This is a genomic window from Vibrio pectenicida (genome assembly GCA_024347015.1).
In the GTDB taxonomy this organism is placed as follows: Bacteria; Pseudomonadota; Gammaproteobacteria; order Enterobacterales; family Vibrionaceae; genus Vibrio; species Vibrio pectenicida.
Genome location: AP024889.1, coordinates 968,235 through 986,170, shown reverse-complemented (window position 1 = coordinate 986,170; position 17,936 = coordinate 968,235). Strand labels below are relative to the sequence as shown.

Here is a 17,936-nt window from a genome sequence, read left to right as displayed (position 1 = left end):
AAAAACAAAGTTGTCGATGTTATCGGTGGGATAAGATATTTTTATTTTATCGATAAATATGACATCCAGTGGGAGTTTGAAGAAGGCCATACTGATATCGGTTAAAGCCCCTTCAGGCACTCAAGAACAAAAACATCCAGCGCGACTTTTTAAGTGGCGTTTTTTCGTTGCCGCTCCAGTTCATACTAACTTCTCCTGTCAATAGTTACCTCGACAGACTCTTGTGCTTTACTTTTGAACAATCCAATAAAGTCAAAATGACTCCGAGAGTCAATAAGACATGAAAATAAAGAGTCATAAGGACATCACTAAATATAAAAAATCAATTATTTACAGCTAGTTAGAACATGGCATGAAATATGTAAGTTAACTATCAGAATTAGGAGACTTTATTATGAAATTTGAAGAAAAACACTACGTGGCTAATAACGGCTCTGAGAAAATAGCTCTACTGGTTACTAAACTACTTAAGAAGACATTAAACCTTTTCTATGGCGGCAAGTATGCACGGCGTGCCATGCTACTTGAAACTATCGCTGCTGTTCCCGGTATGGTCGCAGGTGTATTTAATCACCTCAAAGCTCTGCGCAGAATGAAAGACGATGGCGGGTGGATCAAAGAATTATTGGACGAAGCTGATAATGAACGTATGCATCTGATGATCTTTTTGCGCATCACCCAACCTTCTATTTTAGAACGTGCTCTAGTGATGATGATCCAGTTCTGCTTTGTCTTAGTTTACGGGATAATTTATATCTTATCTTCAAAAACCGCGCACCGTATCGTTGGCTATTTTGAAGAAGAAGCCTGTAATAGCTACAGCGAATTTATTGAAAAAGTTCTCAATGGCACAGTCGAAAATTCACCTGCACCTGAAATAGCAATTCGCTATTACCAACTAGGCGAAGATGCAATGCTGTTGGACGTTTTAGAGTGTATCCGCAAAGATGAAGCCAAACATCGTGACAAAAACCATGATATCGCAGATGCATACAAGTATCGCAACCTACCAGAACATCAAAGTTAGTTAATTTTTAGGGGATCAGGCCAATGACAAAAAATAATCACCATATTGATGAAGCTGAATTTGGATTGTCAGTCGGTATTTCTCACTTGATGATGGAAAAAGGAGAGATATTTTATACAACCACCTCCAACCAAACTGAGCATAAATGGCCAAAATTTTTCAGACAGTTGCAACAAGTGAAAAAAAATTCACCGCATAAGATTTAAAATGTTTAAAGGTACATCGATTGGTGTGCCTTTATTTCTCAAACTGTTTCGCGTTCGTCTAACGTCGACCACCAACCGATTAAACACAACTTGGTCAGAACAACAAAAAAGACGCCAATCGTCATTACGTTAGTGCCCATTGAAATTTGCTCAGAAATAGCAGGCAAAATAAAGAATATGGCTTGAGGAATAAAAATGCACATGCTTAACATTAAGCAATCCAACAATAAATGAAATCTGGTTGACGTCTCTATTCCTTTACCAATCAAAGAAAACAAATTTACGTTCATGGTTTCTCACTCCAATAGTTCTCATATCACTTAAGGAGCATATAATGTGCCATTGCATCATTAATAAATATTATTCATATAAAAATCAAAATATTAAACCTGAATATGCAAGGAATAATTATAGCTTGCCAAAAAAACGGCACTCATAAAAGTCATGAAATTGCCGCTTTATTTACTACCATCTTATGTATTCCCAGCTTATGTATTGCCACCTTAAGTAAAGTTTCGATACCCTAATATTTGGCGAAGCTTAGATAAAAAAACACCAAGGCGTCATAATCTTTCAATCTCAACTTTAACGTAAGATAAGGCATCACTGGTATTGATTGTTTTCCAATCGGACAAGTCACTTAAAGAGCGCCTAAAGCGATTTGTATCCTCAAGTTCGATCGTCTCTCCGAAATACACTTCTGCGCCATAAACACTTTGTAGCGACAAGTCACCACCAACTTCAGTGACGATCGGCCTTTGGATTGCATCAATAACTGCTTGCGTATAGGGAAGTCCAAATAGATTAACTACCCATGACCAGTCCCATGTATGCTCTTGTAGTGGAATATTTCGGTTATCAAATTGATCATCAAGGTTATTACCATTTGAACTTTTTCTACCAATTTCCCATTGATAATACTTGTATGGTCGATATGTTGGGTGCTCAATATCTGCATTGCCTGACCACGATAAAAAACCATACAAACCAAGATCATAGCTAACTCTTGCTTGGCCCTTGTATGGAAAAACCTTTGATGTTTTATACATAGTCATCAGCACTTCTTGTCTGCGCTTTGGTGGCACATTAACCACTATAGTATCAGTGACCAATTCACTGGTCGCTCCTGAGCTCTCCTCTCCCCAGCTTTGCCCAGCTGAAAATGACACTTCTACTTCACTCTCTCCAATAAATGGTAACGTAAAGTTACTCTTTACCGAAACAGCTTGCTCAAAATTAATCGAGCTTTTAAACTTCCAACTGGTTTGCTTCTTATAAGTCAAAGTTACTCTATACTGCTGATTCACATCTGAATCGTTGTTGACCATCGCCCTTCTCACTCCCAATATTTCTTGAACTTCATCAGTACTGTTTTTCTGAGTGACAGTGCTTGGCAAGAGTTGATATTTAAGATCCGAAATGTCGATGATAAGCCTGTCATCACAGCGATACCCTGAGCAAGGCAGGCCGCCTCCAACCGCGTCTGACTTGATATGGTATACACCCGAATCATAAATAGAAGTCACCATATCTTCACCGCTTTGTCGGCCATCCACACCACCACTCCACGAATAACCAAGTAAATTGGCAAGGTCAGCCAATGGCTCGTAAAACTCTCTAGAATTAACCATTAGCCATTCCAATTTTTGTCTATTGGGCGCCTTTAACATCAATGGCAAAGATACATCAGCTTGGTAAGCTCTTTTTTTATGAGATTCAATGCACCAACTCGTATACGCCAGTTGATTGGCAATTTTGATATTACCTTTATGACCTGGCCCCATAATAATTAGACCATTGGCGATATTGGTCAGTTGCCACTCTCCCATTTTTGCAGCTAGCCTTTGTTGATACATCATGGCCGTACTTAAACTAATTGGTTCATAGCCACTTCGGCAGGGTTTTTTTTGTAGCTTAATGTCATCCAATTCGACATACACACTTGGAATGTTGGCCAAAAGATCCTTGGCCGGAAAGATAAAGAACACCACCAGATACAGAAACACTTTCATTGTAAAGACTCTCATTGCTTAATTTTCTTCCAAACCTGCGAGCAACCGTCTTAGTTCCTTGAGTTATTAATCTCAAGGTTCAGGTATTCACCTCTATGGGACGTTCTAGTAGAAAAATAATTTTGAAATCAGAAAGAGGTATTACCCTATGTGGGTATGACACTAAACAGCAATGAAGTCGGCTTCTTATTTAGATTATGTGGCAAACACATCGCCACCAAATCTCTGGCTTTAACCATCCGCTGCTCTGTTGCATTGCACAGATCAACATATAAAACACGATATTCATCATAGTGAATATATTTGATATTTCAATACACTAAAAACAGGGACTTTAAACAAGTCGAACTCATCACTCGAATGAAAGCACATCCTTAACTGAACCCGTTTCGCTCTCCTGATCGGCCTCTTAGTATTGGTTCAACCAAATTATTAGTATTTCTTATTCCATTATTAATAAATTTATCTTTAACCACATTAAAATCAGAGCTATACATAGCCTACTGCCATATGGCACAAGCAATTCAAATAAGGCGTTTTGACCTTAATAATTTAAATATGGAAGAGATGATGACTAAAAAACTGACAACTGCTGCGGGCTGCCCTGTTAGTGACAACCAAAATGTAATGACAGCTGGCCCTCGTGGCCCACAATTGCTGCAAGATGTGTGGTTTCTTGAAAAAATGGCACACTTTGACCGTGAAGTGATTCCCGAACGCCGTATGCATGCTAAAGGCTCTGGAGCGTATGGTACATTCACCGTCACTCATGATATTACAAAATATACACGCGCTAAGATATTCTCTGAAATTGGCAAAAAGACCGAATTATTCGCCCGCTTTACCACAGTCGCAGGTGAACGAGGCGCTGCGGATGCAGAGCGTGATATCAGAGGCTTTGCATTAAAATTCTACACAGAAGAAGGTAACTGGGATTTGGTTGGTAACAATACGCCAATCTTTTTCTTGCGTGATCCGCTGAAATTCCCCGATCTTAACCATGCAGTTAAGCGTGATCCTCGCACCAATATGCGCAGCGCAGTCAATAATTGGGATTTCTGGACATCACTTCCTGAAGCGTTCCACCAAGTTACAATTGTCATGAGCGATCGAGGTATCCCAGCGTCTTACCGTCACATGCATGGCTTTGGTAGCCATACCTTTAGCTTTATTAATTCCGATAAAGAACGCTACTGGGTGAAATTTCATTTTAAAACTCAACAAGGCATCAAAAATCTTACTGATCAAGAAGCGGCTGAAATTATAGGTAGTGATCGTGAAAGCCATCACAGAGACCTATATCAAACCATAGAGAATAAAGATTTTCCAAAATGGAAGATGTATGTACAGATCATGCCTGAAATTGAAGCCGATGAAGTTAACTTCAACCCATTCGACTTAACCAAGATCTGGTCACAAAAGAATTATCCGCTGATAGCTGTCGGTGAATTCGAACTCAATCGTAACCCAGAAAACTTCCATGCCGAGGTAGAACAATCTGCTTTTAATCCTGCAGCTGTGGTTCCAGGTATTAGCTTTTCACCAGACAAAATGCTGCAAGGGCGCCTATTTGCCTATGGTGATGCGCAGCGCTATCGCCTTGGCGTCAATCATCATCAAATCCCAGTCAATGCACCTAAATGTCCGGTTCACAGCTACCACCGTGATGGGGCAATGCGAGTCGACGGCAACTACGGTTCGACCATAGGTTATGAGCCAAATTCAAAACAAGAGTGGGCCGAACAGCCTGATTTTTCAGAGCCGCCACTACGTATCAATCGGGATGCTGATCATTATGATCACAGAGTCGATGAAGATTACTTTAGCCAAGCCGGTGACTTATTCCGTCTAATGAATAATGAGCAGCGCCAAGCATTGTTTGATAATACTGCTCGCGCGATGCAAGGGGTACCAAAGGAAATTCAAGAACGGCATGTTAACCATGCTTTCCAAGCCGATGAAAATTATGGGAAAGGACTCAAAATAGCCCTTGGTCTTGCTTAAGATCTAACCATTCTTGCTGTCAAATAACAATAGCCAGCAATCGATAAAGAAAAAAGCTCGCTTGCTAGTAATAGCAAGCGAGCTTTTAATTGAAATGAACTCTAAAGCAGCGCTACTTGTTTTGCGCGTTTGCTTTTTCTTGTGCCTTTTGCATAATCAATTTCATCTGTTCTTTCTGCTTTTGACGGCGCTCCGCTAGAGTATTTTTTTGCTCCGGTGTCAGAACTTGGTACATATCGTGTTCTGCTTTGATTTTCATCACTTGGATATCAAGCTGCTTTTCATTATATTGACGAAGGATATGCTTCACTTTTTCTTCATCAAACTTTTCGTTTTGCACTACCTTAGTCCATTGTTCGACTTCCTTTGCCATCTTCCCTTGGCTTGGGCTTAAAGCTTGAGTTTTCGTTTGCAATTCAACTTGTATCTGTCTAATTTTGCTTTCTTGCTCTAGGGTAATGCTTTCTAGTCCAAAAGGCTTAGGTGGTGCAACCTTAGCAGGCTGAACAGCCTGCTGACTTGGCATAGACGTAGCAGATTGATTATTGTTAGCAAAAGTAGGTAAACTCGCAAAAGTTAATAGTGCCGTAATTAAATAACGTTTCATACATCCTCACACATTGTTTATATCTATAGGTAAACCACCATTAATAATCTTGTGGTTATATATATTAAAAATAAAAATATTGAACTCACTAGACATCTTATTAAAAGAAAAAGTTCCTACCATGAGTTGAATTTTACCAAACCACAACATTACTAGGGGATCTGGATAAGTTTCACAACAGAAAATTGACAAAACCCTTCTAAAATTCTGTATTTTAGTTTATCAGATATCGATGAATAAATGTTAAATTAATTATTATAGGTAATTTATCCTTGATTGAATTTTAACAGTATTTGACAAAAAATACAGATAGAATTCATCTGCAAAGATATAATTTATATAATAGAGAGGCTATTATTATAACTTCACATGAAAAGGTAATATTAATACCGGCATATAATCCAAGTGATGCCATCATACACCTTATATCAGATATAAAAGCACTATGTAGCTGTACAGTCGTCATTATAAATGATGGTTCAAGTGACAATTGCAACTACATATTCAGCCAGCTAAAGTCTCTCAACCAAGTGATAGTCATCGCTCATAAATCGAACTTAGGCAAAGGCCAAGCACTGAAGACCGGTCTCTCTTATATCATTGAGCATTTACCTCAAGTTAACGGCATCATTACCGCCGATGCAGATGGTCAACACTCGCCTAAAGACATTATACGCATCTTGAGTGAATCAAAACATCAATCATACTCGGTAAACTACCTATTACTGGGCACGCGTGCCTTTAGCGGGAAAGTGCCGCTAAGAAGTAAAATTGGTAATTTCATCACTGAAAAAGTTTTCCAGCTTGTGACACGTACCCGTATCACAGACACTCAAACAGGGCTTAGATACTTATCAATCGATCTCGCCCAAAAGTGCGCAAGCATTGAGTCCAATGGTTATGAATTTGAAACAGAAATGCTACTTCTCGCTACTCGTGAAAAGTGTACAATAAAACCAATAGATATTGAAACCATATACATTGACGACAATAGCTCATCCCATTTTAACCCCTTAAGAGATTCAATAAAGATATATTGGACATTGTTACGCTTTACAGGTATTTCTATATCCAGCGCGTTTATCGATTATTTATTATTTTATCTAGTACTATTATCAACTGACTCGAGCATAAAGTCCTTTGTTATTGCACGATTCATCTCTGCTTGTTACAACTATACAATGTCAAAAAGAATTGTCTTTAAATCGAAAGATGAAAGTCATAAGTCCATCGTGAAATATATAACTCTGGTAATTTTTCTGCTGGTTTCATCCATGGTACTAACTAAATTACTCACCCTGTTTGGTATCAGCACCATGTATGCCAAGTTCATCGCGGAATGTTTGCTATTTATTGCTAGTTTCTTAGTTCAAAAGTTTTTTGTATTCACTCAAATTCAACGAACATAAAGTTCCCTTATAAAAAGTTATTTTATAAAATAGTCACATTATAAAAAGACATCCTCTCCTCAGAAAGGAAGGATGTCAAACTTAGTTTAAATATTTTAACTTATAAGAAGTTAAATGACACCGTCAATGAAACAGTATCAATATCGTTATTTCCAACAGTGTAGTTCATGTAGTTAGCGCCAAGAGAAATTGGGCCAAATACAGCATAATCAGCCCCTACTCCCCACATAAAGTCTAAGTCATCTTCATCTTTATAACCAATAGAGGTTGAGTCTTGATCCCAGTAGTGCGCACCTGCTTTGGCGTATAGCTGCAAAGGGCCGAAATTAATGCTTGGCTTAAGCACAGCATAAAATGAAGACGCTTCTACCTTACCATTACCAAAATCAAACTCACCAAAATTGTTGTAACCGGCTTCAACACCGATAAAAGGCAAAATCCCAGTTCCAACATGAACTGAGTAAGTTGTAGTGTCTTCCGAGTTAAGATCGGATTGACCAATTGATGCGCCGCCATAAAGCCAAGAATCTGCAGAAGCTGAAGCAGACACACCAATTAATGCTAGTGTTAAAATAGTATTTTTCATTTAAAACCTTTAATTGACTTTCTTGTATTTATTAAAAAGAAAAATGTCAAAATACTATATGATCACTGTGTTGTACACTTGTCAAATGAAAGTAATATATTAAAATATAAGAATTTTACTTATGAATGATAAATCGCCAAACCATTAATTTCGGTGGGGTAATCGGCCTATAATCCCCTTCGTAAATGGCCAATTTTTCTAACTATGGACTTAATTTAAAAAACTGATTCAACCAATTCATCAATCCTTGTAACAATTTTGGTAGCAAAACTTGCTAAAAAAACATACAGTATTCGTTTATTATCTGAACAGTGAAATGACCATGTATAAACCTCTTTCAGTGCCCAAAGCCAATGCAACTCTAGCGATTTGTCTTTTTGCCCTTTTAGCATTGGCTGGTTCACAAGCTAATGCGAGCTCGACCTATGTTGAGCCTGATCTTCAATTTACTTCCAAGGAAGAACAACAGATCATCGACAAATCGACCTCAGAATATGTACTTAGGTACGCAAAGCTGTCTCAAGGGGCATTTGTTTCTGTAGCAAACGTCAAAAATACACAAGATGGTTTTCGACGTATCAGCACTGAAGAAGCAAATTTTATTCAAAGCTCACACAAATCAACCGAATCTCAAAGTATCTCTTTTCCTCCTTATATCAATGTTGATAGTAAAAACAATGAGCAGTTGAAATACATAGACAAACACACCGGGTTAATGGCAACCGTTCTAATGCCTATCGATGAGCAAGATAACCATGTCGTTCTCGCTTTTGCCGGAACAGATACTCGCTCTTCAATAAAGGGACGGACAGAACGAGGCGTAATAAATAGTAGCTCTGCGTATAATCAGATTAATGGTCAGATACCTGACGATTTCAAACAGGCTGAAATTCTCGCACAAGCAATCAAGTCAGCTTATCCAGAAAAACAACTGATTGTAACGGGTACCTCTTTAGGTGGTGGTTTAGCGCAATATGCAGCTATGCTCACTGATTCAAAAGCTTATGCATTTAATGCACTCGGTCTAGGCAAAGGCAGTCTTGAACACATCATACAAAAACGCCAGTTCGAAAGTTTAGAAGAACTCAACAAAGCAGCAGAGGAAAAGATTGTCAATGTGAATCTAGAGGGTGAAGCACTGACGTACTTGTTTGGCTGGTACATGCCACCTCAACTTGGTGATATATACACACTTCCATTTTGTAAAGGTGAGGATGACTGGTACGAATATCTCACCAGTAACCGATTTTATTTGCACAATATTCCCCAAGTCATTGATAACCTTCAGTGTGTTATGGATAAATAGCAAATATCAAATATCAAATACTCTTATCACAGCAAGGCGATCAAGAGCTCGCCTAATGACTACATAATATTATTATGTGTTTTTCTGTTGATCCTTCAAGTTAACATCACTAAGCCATGCATCAAGACCACACTAGAGGTTAACCTTGTTCGCATATCAAAATAACCTTCTGGCCCAGCACTTTGGTTCTCTACACGCATTAATTTCTCTGCTCGCCAAACCGCGATATAGCCGATAAGTAAAATAAGCAGACTCACAAGCTCATTTTGCTCACCAAGCAACACAGAAAACCACGCCGCTAACACAATACAGTTACTCAAAATTAGTGCTTTATTGCTCAATCGGCTTTCAAAGTTTTCAATGCTATTTCCCCATAAAATACCCGACAAAAAGCTCAAAATAACGACGCTGTATGTAATGAAAAATGCTTCACCACTATGTCCAATGAAACGGCTACCGGTCAGCGACAAAAGCAGTCCAAATAAAAAAGGGGTTAAGCCCAGGTAACCTAGTTTGGTCATGGTGCTACGTGTGTGAGTACTTACCATATAATCAGATTTCATAGCTGCTGCTCGATAGCGTTTTTAAGTGTGGCACTCATAGGCGATATTGAGCTAGGGAAAGTGGCGATGACCTTACCTTGTTTGTTGATTAAGAATTTATAAAAGTTCCATTTAGGGGTTACGCCAGCTTGGGCCAGTATGTGCGTAAACACAGGATTTGCGCTACTGCCCGTTAATGACGTTCGCGCCATCATAGGGAAGGTGACACCGTAATCTAAATAACAAATTTTAGCAGATTGCGCCTCGCTCCCTTTATCTTGCCGAAAATCGTTACTAGGAAAACCAACAACAGTGAAACCTTGAGATTTGTATGTCTGATACAGCTGCTCAAGTTCTTCAAACTGTGATGTAAAACCACATTGGCTAGCAGTATTAACGACCAACAACGTCTTTCCTTGAAACTCATCACATAGCTCAATGCTATCAGTTGAGTTAAGCAGCCGTTGCTTGCTGTTAAGTATGTCAGGGCAAGTTACTGCAAAAGCGGAAAAGTTCATCAGGACTGCAATTAGAGCGGTTGAACAAACTAGTGGATAATTCATAGAGTTAGTTTATGTGAGTGAGGATAATTATTAGTACTCTTGTGCTAGGTAAAATGATCACTTTAGCTGGTATTAATCACACTGGTGAGAGCCACTCATCAAGCTATTAACAATGTTAGTAATTAGTTTGGAGTTATTCACTTAGGAAAATATAACAACAGAAATAAACAAACATCATGCCTTTATAATGTGATCTTAATTTTTATAATATGTAATGTCTATTTTAACCATTACATATTATGAGTTACACACTCACAAATAAAGATTATAAATGTTGTTTACATAGTATATATAAATAATCATCTCAGCTCTTATACATATGGTCATTACTATGAAAATTATTAATATATCATTAATACTTGCAGCATTCTCTCTCCCAGCGCAAGCGAACTTTGCGCCTACAGATGTTTACCTTGATGGAAAAGCCTATCCTCTGGTTGAGCTGGAATCAAAAGTGGTCACAAAAAGCTCTGTCGGGATGGACCTCAACAAAGAAGAAACTCAACAAATGAATGACCAAGGCTTTGCGGAGCTTTCGAAGTCTTTTAACTTTTTGTGCCGAATCAATTTGTCTAATACATTTTACTTTACCAATTTAAAACCTGGTGATTCGACAAAGCTCTACTCGTTTAATCAAACGTGTGCCTATAAACGAGCATCTGGGGCATTGACGAACTTATCAAATGCTTGGCTTAGCCTACAGCTTGTTGATGATAGCGGCTCTGTGGTTGGAGGGCCTAGCAGATCTGTGTATTCTAACCCTAGCAAAGGCAAATACCATTGGGTTGTGATCAACCGTTCAAATGGTAGCCGTGGTGACGGATACATCAAAACAACAGAAATTCACTAATTGTTAAATCGGTGGAGTATTGCACGTCACCGATTTTTCATTGGCAGCTAAACTATGACAATTGAATGTATAACCGTGAGTACGCTGCATAATTTTAGAGGTAACCCACTTGCCGATCAGTTTCAACTTAGATATAGAAGCGTCATTGAAAGGCAATCATGGGATGTCCCCTATATAAATTGTATGGAATACGACCAATACGATAATCCTGCAACTATTTATTTTGTCTGGCGTGAAAACGAGAAAGTGAGAGGAGTCGCTAGACTGTATCCAACAACTCGGCCTTATATGTTGAAAGAAGTATTTCCACATATAGTGACATATGAGCCTTTGCCTTGCGATGCCAATATTTGGGAAGGCAGTCGGTTCTGCTTAGATAAAGGCTTGTCACCCGCTCAAAGAAAACGTGTGATTCAGGAACTCGTTATTGCTTACCTAGAATATAGCTTGATACATGGGATCACTTCAATTGTAGGACTTATGCTTCCAGCTTACTGGAAAAGTGTTTTTATCAATAATGGCTGTCCAGTCTCCTGGCTAGGGGAGTTTTCAGTTGCTGGAGATGGGAAAAAGATTCGTGCTGGAAAGTTAATCATAACTAAAGATATTCTACATTCAGCTAGAATAATAGCGGGTATCTTTGAGAGTGTGCTTTCTTTTGGGGATCAAGAAGCTATGATTGAATATAGCTAACATGCGCTTAAACAAAATAATCACAATTGCCTAGTTTCGCTTTGGTATTGCATAGCTCACACCTTAACGTAGCATTAGTTTGCCAACTGGTATTTAGGTGTGTGTCCCCATTGTTCTCACTCTTGGGTTAGCATAATATTCATTAGTGTAATCGTCAGTGATGAAAGCAGAACTCCAATCAAAGAGCTGCAATTAACCAAAGCACAGGCAAAGCGTTTAAATTTTGTCTCTGTATGATTATAAGCAAAGGTCGCTGTCACTGGCAGCTCACCGCCAGCTGCAAATCCTTGTACCAACCGAGCGGCAACCAAGGCGATAGGAGCAGCAATACCAATAATAGCGTAACTTGGTATCAGAACAATGATAATCGGAGGTACTGCCATCATCATCATCGAAATTCTAGCTGCTTTCGATATTGATGCACTGTCTGACAACCAGCCAAAGAACATACTCCCAAATGGCCTTGCTAAATAACTGAGTGCGAACACGCCAAAGGTTTCTATTGCAGCGGAGATAGGATCCGATGAAGAGAACAAATGTTGACCAATCGACGCGTATAAATAGGCAAATATAATATATTCATATCATTCAAAAACATTGGATACGGTAGTGATTTGTATAACTTTACTTAATTTTAAGGTTTCTGCGTTCATTTCTTATTAATTCCAAAAGTACAGACCATAGACATTCATTGGCAAGCTTATTCTGCTTAATTTTTCGTATATTTTCTTCTACTGTTCTCGTCGAGATCCCCATCTGATTTGATACTGCTTTTTGATTGCCCAATGCTGCTATTCGCAACACAGTTTCCATCTCTCTTAATGACGGCGTTTTAGTAAATAAGGACTCGATTGATAGGTACTTTAGAAAATAGCGGCCCGCTACAAGGTGTGAAGAATAAAAGTCCACATAAAGGCTAAGTAAAGCTAGCCTATCTATATTATCGGTTAAGTTTTCACTGAAGGTAAAAATAGAAGTGACTTTGTCCGATAGGCTACTGACCATCGGCTTTTTGATCATGTCTTGGATACGTAATGTACCGTCCTGGCAAGGGATAGCTCTCATGTTATCTCGCCCTGACAAGCGTTTTTTCACCACAAACGAGTCTAAATCTGAGATGGCTTGTTCGAATGTATCATGCCAGCGATGTGTCACTTTACCTTTGAGCTCTTTCGAGTTCAGGCCCACCACATCATTTTGATGACTTAAGCCAAAAAAAGAGATGCTTGATTGGTTTGCATATAAGTATCTTCCCCTGCTGTCTTTTAACATAACAGGGTTTTACATATGTTCTGCTAAATCTACCACATCGTCGATAACACAGGCGCTAAGAGCTAACTTTTTATCCAAATCGAGTAGCACAACCATAACAACCTATACGCATTACACCTTATCACATATTAACCTGCTGATTATAGTGAATCGTTTCACTAAGTAGAAAATCGAATAAGTGAGATATGTGAGTTTAATTACGAGTATTTGCGAACTAGATGTATCAGATCTGAATAGATATTTTCATAACCTCTTCCCAAAACTCAATACGGTAGCGCCTAGTTGAAACAAGTATAGCAAACCAATTTATCGCTTAAAAAATAAGCGTAGGAAATACCCATTATGAGAGATTGGTATCATTGAAACTTACTTTATATTATGCGTCCTGTGCCTTGTTGATGCACATGCTAAACATTTTCCTACTAGTTAGGGAATGACATTTATACCTTTAGGTATTTTAACTTTTTGATTTCATAGTACATAGGAAATTTTTATGAAAAGGGCAACACTTGGTTTAATCACTGTATCTATTTTATTATCTGCAGGGGCAAATGCCGGATTAAAGGGGCATCCTAAACAACAGATTTGTGTCAACATTACCGACTCTCCTTACGAAAATATTTCGGTTGAAACTCGCCAATACATCAATGACACGGGTAATGGCGGAATGGAAGGTTCTTCAAACCAAGATTTCACGATTCTTGCGGGTTCTGAGCCAGGCGAGTATTGTACCAGCACTTTTTCAGGCACCATTACCCGCAGCGGACAGGTCGGTGCAGAAATTAAAGTCAAGAAAAACGGTGTAGTTCAAGACCAGTTCAATTCCTACTCTTATTTTGATGGTGACGGTGGAAGTAACAACTGGGATATTTATGAACAAAGCCGTTGCTCTTTCAATTCAGACGATGGGACAGGTGTCCATCTCAGAGCAACCGATAAAAACGGTTCACTTAAAAAGAGCTGTAGTATGGTAAAAAACATCCCTGATGAAAATATTGCTAAAGTTATTTTTACTCCTGTGTTGGACCAAAACCCTGACCAAGGTTACCCACATTATGATGAAGAAGCCGTTATCTCAGGTACTAGCAACTACGAACATAATGATATTGTATTCCAAGAAGCCGATGAAAATCTTTACCAATGCAAGGAATCTAATTGGTGTAATGATAACCCTAACTACTACTCACCTGGCACAGGAAGTAATTGGGAAGAAGCTTGGAACCGTTATAACTAGTAACAGCTAAAAACACAGTTTACACACCTTGTTAATAGCACGGCCGTTACTTTAACGTAACGGCCCTTTTTCGTATATAAGAAAGAAATAACGATAAGCTTACGTCAGTTCTTTGTACTTCATCTTTATCGTTTTTATCAAAAATTTAAAACAGTCTCCGGCTATACCATCACGACTCATTAACATATGTTCTATTCGCCATGACATGTTTAAAAACTCCGCTTCTAATGGTTTAATATCTGGATATTTATCCAATACTTTAAGAGCAGGAAGGACTGCCCAACCCCCTTGCCCCAAAAAGCTGGCAATAAGATCCACACTACCTAAAACCACTTGATGACCAGAAAATGAGCCTTTTTCCGCTAGCCCAGCTTCAAAAGTACTCTGCAAAACATAACGGGTATCATGGATTAGATCTCTAAATTTAATAGGTGTTAAATCCTGCAGATGAGATTCTGCACTTGTATACAACTTACTGGGTATTTTCCCAAGATAACACCCACACAAACCAGCTTTAGGCAATAAAGTCATAGATTGATCGTTTTTTAGCATGATCACTGCATCAAGTTCTGAGTCTACAAGCTTAGGTATCGCCTTATCTCTGCCAAGAAACATCCAATCCACTTTGGCATTAGGATTATGTTCTTTGAGGACATTATTAACGCTAAGGATGAAATCATTCGGTAAACTTGCATCCAATGCTACACGAAAGTGAAGTTGTTCAGGTAATGATAATACATCCGCATAGGACTGAAGGCCTTTGGCTTGTCTTAATAAGCTATTCGCTAGTCGTAATAACTGGACACCTTCTTTTGTGATAGCGAGGCTATTACCCCCTCTTTCAAACAAAGTTGTATTCAGCGCAATTTCAAGATTACTAACATGTTCACTCAGTGTTGCCCTATCCTTACCACTTGCACGAGACGCCTTAGCTAGAGACCCATGTTCTGCTGCTAGTGTAAACGAAAATATTTGATCTAATGTGTACTGGATCATCAGACTCCCAACCAAAAGTAATCCGTACTTGTTCATCAATGAATTCTGAACGAGCACCGCCCAAAAAGACTATATATTTTACCAGAACAGCTCAAAGTAACCACTAAACACATGATTGTAAATGATTATTTTTTAAATTGGTACTTTTGGTGTACATGGTCAAGTGCATGAAAAAGCTTGCAAAAGTAGAGCCTGATATCGATGCTCTGCTGCCTTGGAACTTCAAACACTAGAGTGTCGCTCCGTGGGTTCATGGGCGCATACTGTTTACATGCTCAAAGAGCAGCTACAAGCCATATGGGATGAGCCCGATTACGAAACAATGGTGGAAGCTCTAGAAACTTGGTTCCGTCTTGCCAAATCGACCGGAATACTTTCCTTAATTAATTTTGCCGATGCTTTATTAGAAAGAAAATTGGGTATTTGTAACTACGGAAAATACAAGCTGACTAACGCTCGGGTAGAAGCAGGTAATGTCTCGATTGGCTTACTCAAACGAAGGGCAAGAGGGGTGAGAGATAAAGACTATTTCAAATTGAAGATCAGACAAACATCGGTTCCCGATACACACTCAACTTTTTACCCAAATATCAAGCTCACCTAAGCGGAGAAGAGCCCATAACTTAATCCACTAGTTTGAAAAATAATTGTCCATATTTTATTCCTGTGAACTCAATGATTATTCCGGAGACATTACGACCAGTAAAATTATCTTTTGTCATGTCTAAATACAGGCTATGTATGTTGGCATCAAGCTCACATGCTGAAAAAGATCTAAATTTACCTTCTAATTCACAAGAAAGAGTAACGGGGGCTGCTCCATAAGACGTCTCATCAATACGGTATTTAGAACCTATAACTGGTACATTCTTAATTCCTACCAGTGCCCTAATCGGCTTTATCTCAGAAGAAAAGTAGGGGTAGACAAAGATATCAGCAATCCAAGAAGCAATGCTTTTTTATATTATTAACGTCCATAACAACTCTATAATTGAAATATGAAACTGAAATATATCCTACTCAACTACATACACATAATTATTTTTTATTCCTGAATTATTTTCAAGGACCTTTCCCTGACTTACTTTAATTAAAGTGTTATGTAAATATTGGACACACACCAGTAAAGAGAAAGATAAATTATCCGCGTCACCTTGAATTTTGTTTTGATGAACCGCCAAATTTGGGAAATGTTGTTGTCGACTTAGACTAAAGGAAGGCATTTTTATTGAATATCGGTAAGTCTATTTCAAAGCTGTTTCAGCCATCAAGCTGTGGGTATCTATTTCTGAAAGTCTTTGAGTGACTGCTATTCAAGTGCGAATAAATGAAGCTTTTTCTTATTAAGAGCGATTTTGGCGATAATTGCTTGTGCTTGACTGCCTACCGCAGTGACGTGGAATTTCTCCAGTTGTGTACAAACCTTTAGCCAGTTATTTATGTTTCCCCCAAGCCTGTCTAATATGGGGGGCAGGCTCGAATTCATAAATGCTTTATTCGGCCGAATTTGGCGGGCTGTCCAGTCGACTAGTTCAATATAATCCATCAATCGAAAAGGAATGCCGTCTTGTTTTAAGTTGCTCTCATTACCGATAAAAGGATGAAGGCAAGGGGCTGTAGCCAATTGTTTATCTAAAGCGTCGATTCGAGCTTTGATGGAGGTAAATTCTGAGTCTTCTGGCTTAGTAGCAATGCCTGCGCGAATAGGATTTAGGTCTACGTACGCCATTGCAGCGGCAAGGGCTTTTTCATCAAGCAAAGCTTGGCTTTTAAATCGGCTTTCCCAGAAGTGCCCAGTGCAGTTATCTTCTTTGTTAGCTTTACAAGCAATGTCGTAGTTAAGCTCTTTCATATACCAGCTCAAATTCCACAAACGTTCCCGCCAAAGCTCAATGATCTCCATACATTTTGCGTGTTCAATTGGGTGAGTAAGTTGGTCATGAAGCCAGCGTTGAATAATAAGTGGTAACTTATGAACCATTCCCCAGCGCTCAACTATCTGATGATGTGACAAGGCTAAAGCTTTCTCTCGATTGATATTGACGACTAAGTGGTAGTGATTACTCATGATGGCGTAAGCACAAATATCAATACAGTAGAGATCAGAAAGCGAGTGAATTTTATTGACGATCCATTCTCTGCGATGCTCATAACTCACTTGGTTTTGGCTGTCTTCACCACACAAAAAGCTGCGCCTAACACAGCGAGAAACGCAGTGATAATAAGGTGTCGCTTCAATCGAGATAAGTTGCTTGCGTGCAGTCGTCATGAATATGTCTCCTTATTGGAATAATAAGAAGTTAGCAATCATTCAAACAAGTGGTTGCCATCGGTCCCTCGAAAAAGACTAAATCATACTTATTTAGTCCTTTTGGTGTGTGTCCTGAGTTCTTTCTGAACTATGAACTATGGAATAAGAGCCAGCGTGGGTGATGTTGGAGCGTGTTGGGACAATGCGGTAGTTGAACGGTTCTTTGGTAGTCTGAAGCATGACTGGTTGTTAAAAGTGCCGCAACCAACGCGAGAGAACATGAAAAATGATGTGTCAGCTTATATGCGATATTACAATTTAGATCGGTTACATACGACTAACGGCGATATGTAACCGATTGACTATGAAAAGTCCTTT

18 protein-coding genes and 2 pseudogenes are annotated in these 17,936 nt (G+C 38.8%); 10 read left to right on the top strand and 10 right to left on the bottom strand.

The annotated features are described in order from the left end of the window. Window positions 1-394: 394 nt before the first annotated feature. Both OCV27_RS04675 and OCV27_RS04670 read left to right on the top strand, forming a co-directional pair. Window positions 395-1,027, top strand: coding sequence for an alternative oxidase (locus tag OCV27_RS04675; RefSeq protein ID WP_125323257.1), 633 nt, complete (start codon window positions 395-397; stop codon window positions 1,025-1,027). Between the two features lie 23 nt (window positions 1,028-1,050). Next, window positions 1,051-1,233: a hypothetical protein gene (locus OCV27_RS04670; RefSeq protein WP_125323258.1), complete on the top strand. Its 183-nt coding sequence runs from the start codon at window positions 1,051-1,053 to the stop codon at window positions 1,231-1,233. A 38-nt stretch (window positions 1,234-1,271) separates the two neighbouring features. On the opposite strand, the gene OCV27_RS04665 is transcribed toward OCV27_RS04670, so the two are convergent. Together OCV27_RS04665 and OCV27_RS04660 are read right to left on the bottom strand one after the other, a co-directional pair. Continuing rightward, complete coding sequence (locus tag OCV27_RS04665) at window positions 1,272-1,523, bottom strand: hypothetical protein (RefSeq protein ID WP_125323259.1); 252 nt, start codon at window positions 1,521-1,523, stop codon at window positions 1,272-1,274. Window positions 1,524-1,796: 273 nt separating this feature from the next. Beyond that, entirely contained in the window at window positions 1,797-3,245 is a 1,449-nt protein-coding gene (locus OCV27_RS04660) for an aerolysin family beta-barrel pore-forming toxin (protein ID WP_185759845.1), read from the bottom strand. A gap of 567 nt (window positions 3,246-3,812) precedes the next feature. Here OCV27_RS04660 and katE2 point away from each other — a divergent pair. Further along, window positions 3,813-5,249 carry a catalase KatE2 gene (gene katE2 / locus OCV27_RS04655; protein WP_125323262.1) on the top strand — a complete coding sequence of 479 codons (1,437 nt, stop codon included), beginning with the start codon at window positions 3,813-3,815 and terminating at the stop codon, window positions 5,247-5,249. 112 nt (window positions 5,250-5,361) lie between these two features. On the opposite strand, the gene OCV27_RS04650 is transcribed toward katE2, so the two are convergent. After that, window positions 5,362-5,856 (bottom strand): Spy/CpxP family protein refolding chaperone, encoded by a 495-nt coding sequence (locus OCV27_RS04650; RefSeq protein WP_125323261.1) that lies wholly within the window; start codon window positions 5,854-5,856, stop codon window positions 5,362-5,364. A 293-nt stretch (window positions 5,857-6,149) separates the two neighbouring features. Here OCV27_RS04650 and OCV27_RS04645 point away from each other — a divergent pair, with 293 nt between their 5' ends. Then, window positions 6,150-7,265, top strand: a complete 1,116-nt coding sequence (locus OCV27_RS04645) for a glycosyltransferase (RefSeq protein WP_337969372.1) — start codon at window positions 6,150-6,152, stop codon at window positions 7,263-7,265. A gap of 100 nt (window positions 7,266-7,365) precedes the next feature. Here OCV27_RS04645 and OCV27_RS04640 read toward each other — a convergent pair whose 3' ends face one another. Next, a complete protein-coding gene (locus tag OCV27_RS04640; RefSeq protein ID WP_125323391.1) occupies window positions 7,366-7,851 on the bottom strand; it encodes an outer membrane beta-barrel protein in 486 nt (161 codons plus the stop codon). 322 nt (window positions 7,852-8,173) lie between these two features. Between OCV27_RS04640 and OCV27_RS04635 the strand changes: the two genes are divergently transcribed. Continuing rightward, window positions 8,174-9,157, top strand: coding sequence for a Tle-like phospholipase domain-containing protein (locus OCV27_RS04635; protein WP_148101004.1), 984 nt, complete (start codon window positions 8,174-8,176; stop codon window positions 9,155-9,157). 95 nt (window positions 9,158-9,252) lie between these two features. Here the strand turns inward: OCV27_RS04635 and OCV27_RS04630 are convergent, their stop codons facing one another. Further along, window positions 9,253-9,720 carry a DUF3429 domain-containing protein gene (locus OCV27_RS04630; RefSeq protein WP_125323389.1) on the bottom strand — a complete coding sequence of 156 codons (468 nt, stop codon included), beginning with the start codon at window positions 9,718-9,720 and terminating at the stop codon, window positions 9,253-9,255. Continuing rightward, window positions 9,717-10,262 (bottom strand): glutathione peroxidase, encoded by a 546-nt coding sequence (locus OCV27_RS04625; protein WP_125323388.1) that lies wholly within the window; start codon window positions 10,260-10,262, stop codon window positions 9,717-9,719. Before OCV27_RS04625 ends, OCV27_RS04630 begins: the two co-directional genes overlap by 4 nt. Window positions 10,263-10,593: 331 nt before the next feature. On the opposite strand from OCV27_RS04625, the gene OCV27_RS04620 reads away from it, so the two are divergent. Together OCV27_RS04620 and OCV27_RS04615 are read left to right on the top strand one after the other, a co-directional pair. After that, entirely contained in the window at window positions 10,594-11,112 is a 519-nt protein-coding gene (locus OCV27_RS04620; protein WP_125323328.1) for a hypothetical protein, read from the top strand. Window positions 11,113-11,166: 54 nt separating this feature from the next. Further along, window positions 11,167-11,805, top strand: a complete 639-nt coding sequence (locus OCV27_RS04615; protein ID WP_125323329.1) for an acyl-homoserine-lactone synthase — start codon at window positions 11,167-11,169, stop codon at window positions 11,803-11,805. A gap of 116 nt (window positions 11,806-11,921) precedes the next feature. On the opposite strand, the gene OCV27_RS04610 is transcribed toward OCV27_RS04615, so the two are convergent. After that, window positions 11,922-12,341 carry an MFS transporter gene (locus OCV27_RS04610; protein WP_185759847.1) on the bottom strand — a complete coding sequence of 140 codons (420 nt, stop codon included), beginning with the start codon at window positions 12,339-12,341 and terminating at the stop codon, window positions 11,922-11,924. An 88-nt stretch (window positions 12,342-12,429) separates the two neighbouring features. Further along, window positions 12,430-13,077: a hypothetical protein gene (locus tag OCV27_RS04605; protein WP_125323331.1), complete on the bottom strand. Its 648-nt coding sequence runs from the start codon at window positions 13,075-13,077 to the stop codon at window positions 12,430-12,432. Between the two features lie 493 nt (window positions 13,078-13,570). Between OCV27_RS04605 and OCV27_RS04600 the strand changes: the two genes are divergently transcribed. Next, complete coding sequence (locus OCV27_RS04600) at window positions 13,571-14,311, top strand: hypothetical protein (protein ID WP_125323332.1); 741 nt, start codon at window positions 13,571-13,573, stop codon at window positions 14,309-14,311. Window positions 14,312-14,410: 99 nt separating this feature from the next. Here the strand turns inward: OCV27_RS04600 and OCV27_RS04595 are convergent, their stop codons facing one another. Continuing rightward, window positions 14,411-15,307 carry a LysR family transcriptional regulator gene (locus OCV27_RS04595; protein WP_185759848.1) on the bottom strand — a complete coding sequence of 299 codons (897 nt, stop codon included), beginning with the start codon at window positions 15,305-15,307 and terminating at the stop codon, window positions 14,411-14,413. Window positions 15,308-15,569: 262 nt separating this feature from the next. Between OCV27_RS04595 and OCV27_RS04590 the strand changes: the two are divergent. Next, window positions 15,570-15,911 (top strand): annotated as a pseudogene (locus OCV27_RS04590) (transposase); the annotation flags it as partial. Window positions 15,912-16,616: 705 nt separating this feature from the next. On the opposite strand, the gene OCV27_RS04585 reads toward OCV27_RS04590, so the two are convergent. Continuing rightward, window positions 16,617-17,576 carry a transposase gene (locus OCV27_RS04585; RefSeq protein ID WP_185759815.1) on the bottom strand — a complete coding sequence of 320 codons (960 nt, stop codon included), beginning with the start codon at window positions 17,574-17,576 and terminating at the stop codon, window positions 16,617-16,619. A 135-nt stretch (window positions 17,577-17,711) separates the two neighbouring features. Here OCV27_RS04585 and OCV27_RS04580 point away from each other — a divergent pair. Then, window positions 17,712-17,912: pseudogene (locus OCV27_RS04580) on the top strand (integrase core domain-containing protein); the annotation flags it as partial. Window positions 17,913-17,936: the final 24 nt, after the last annotated feature.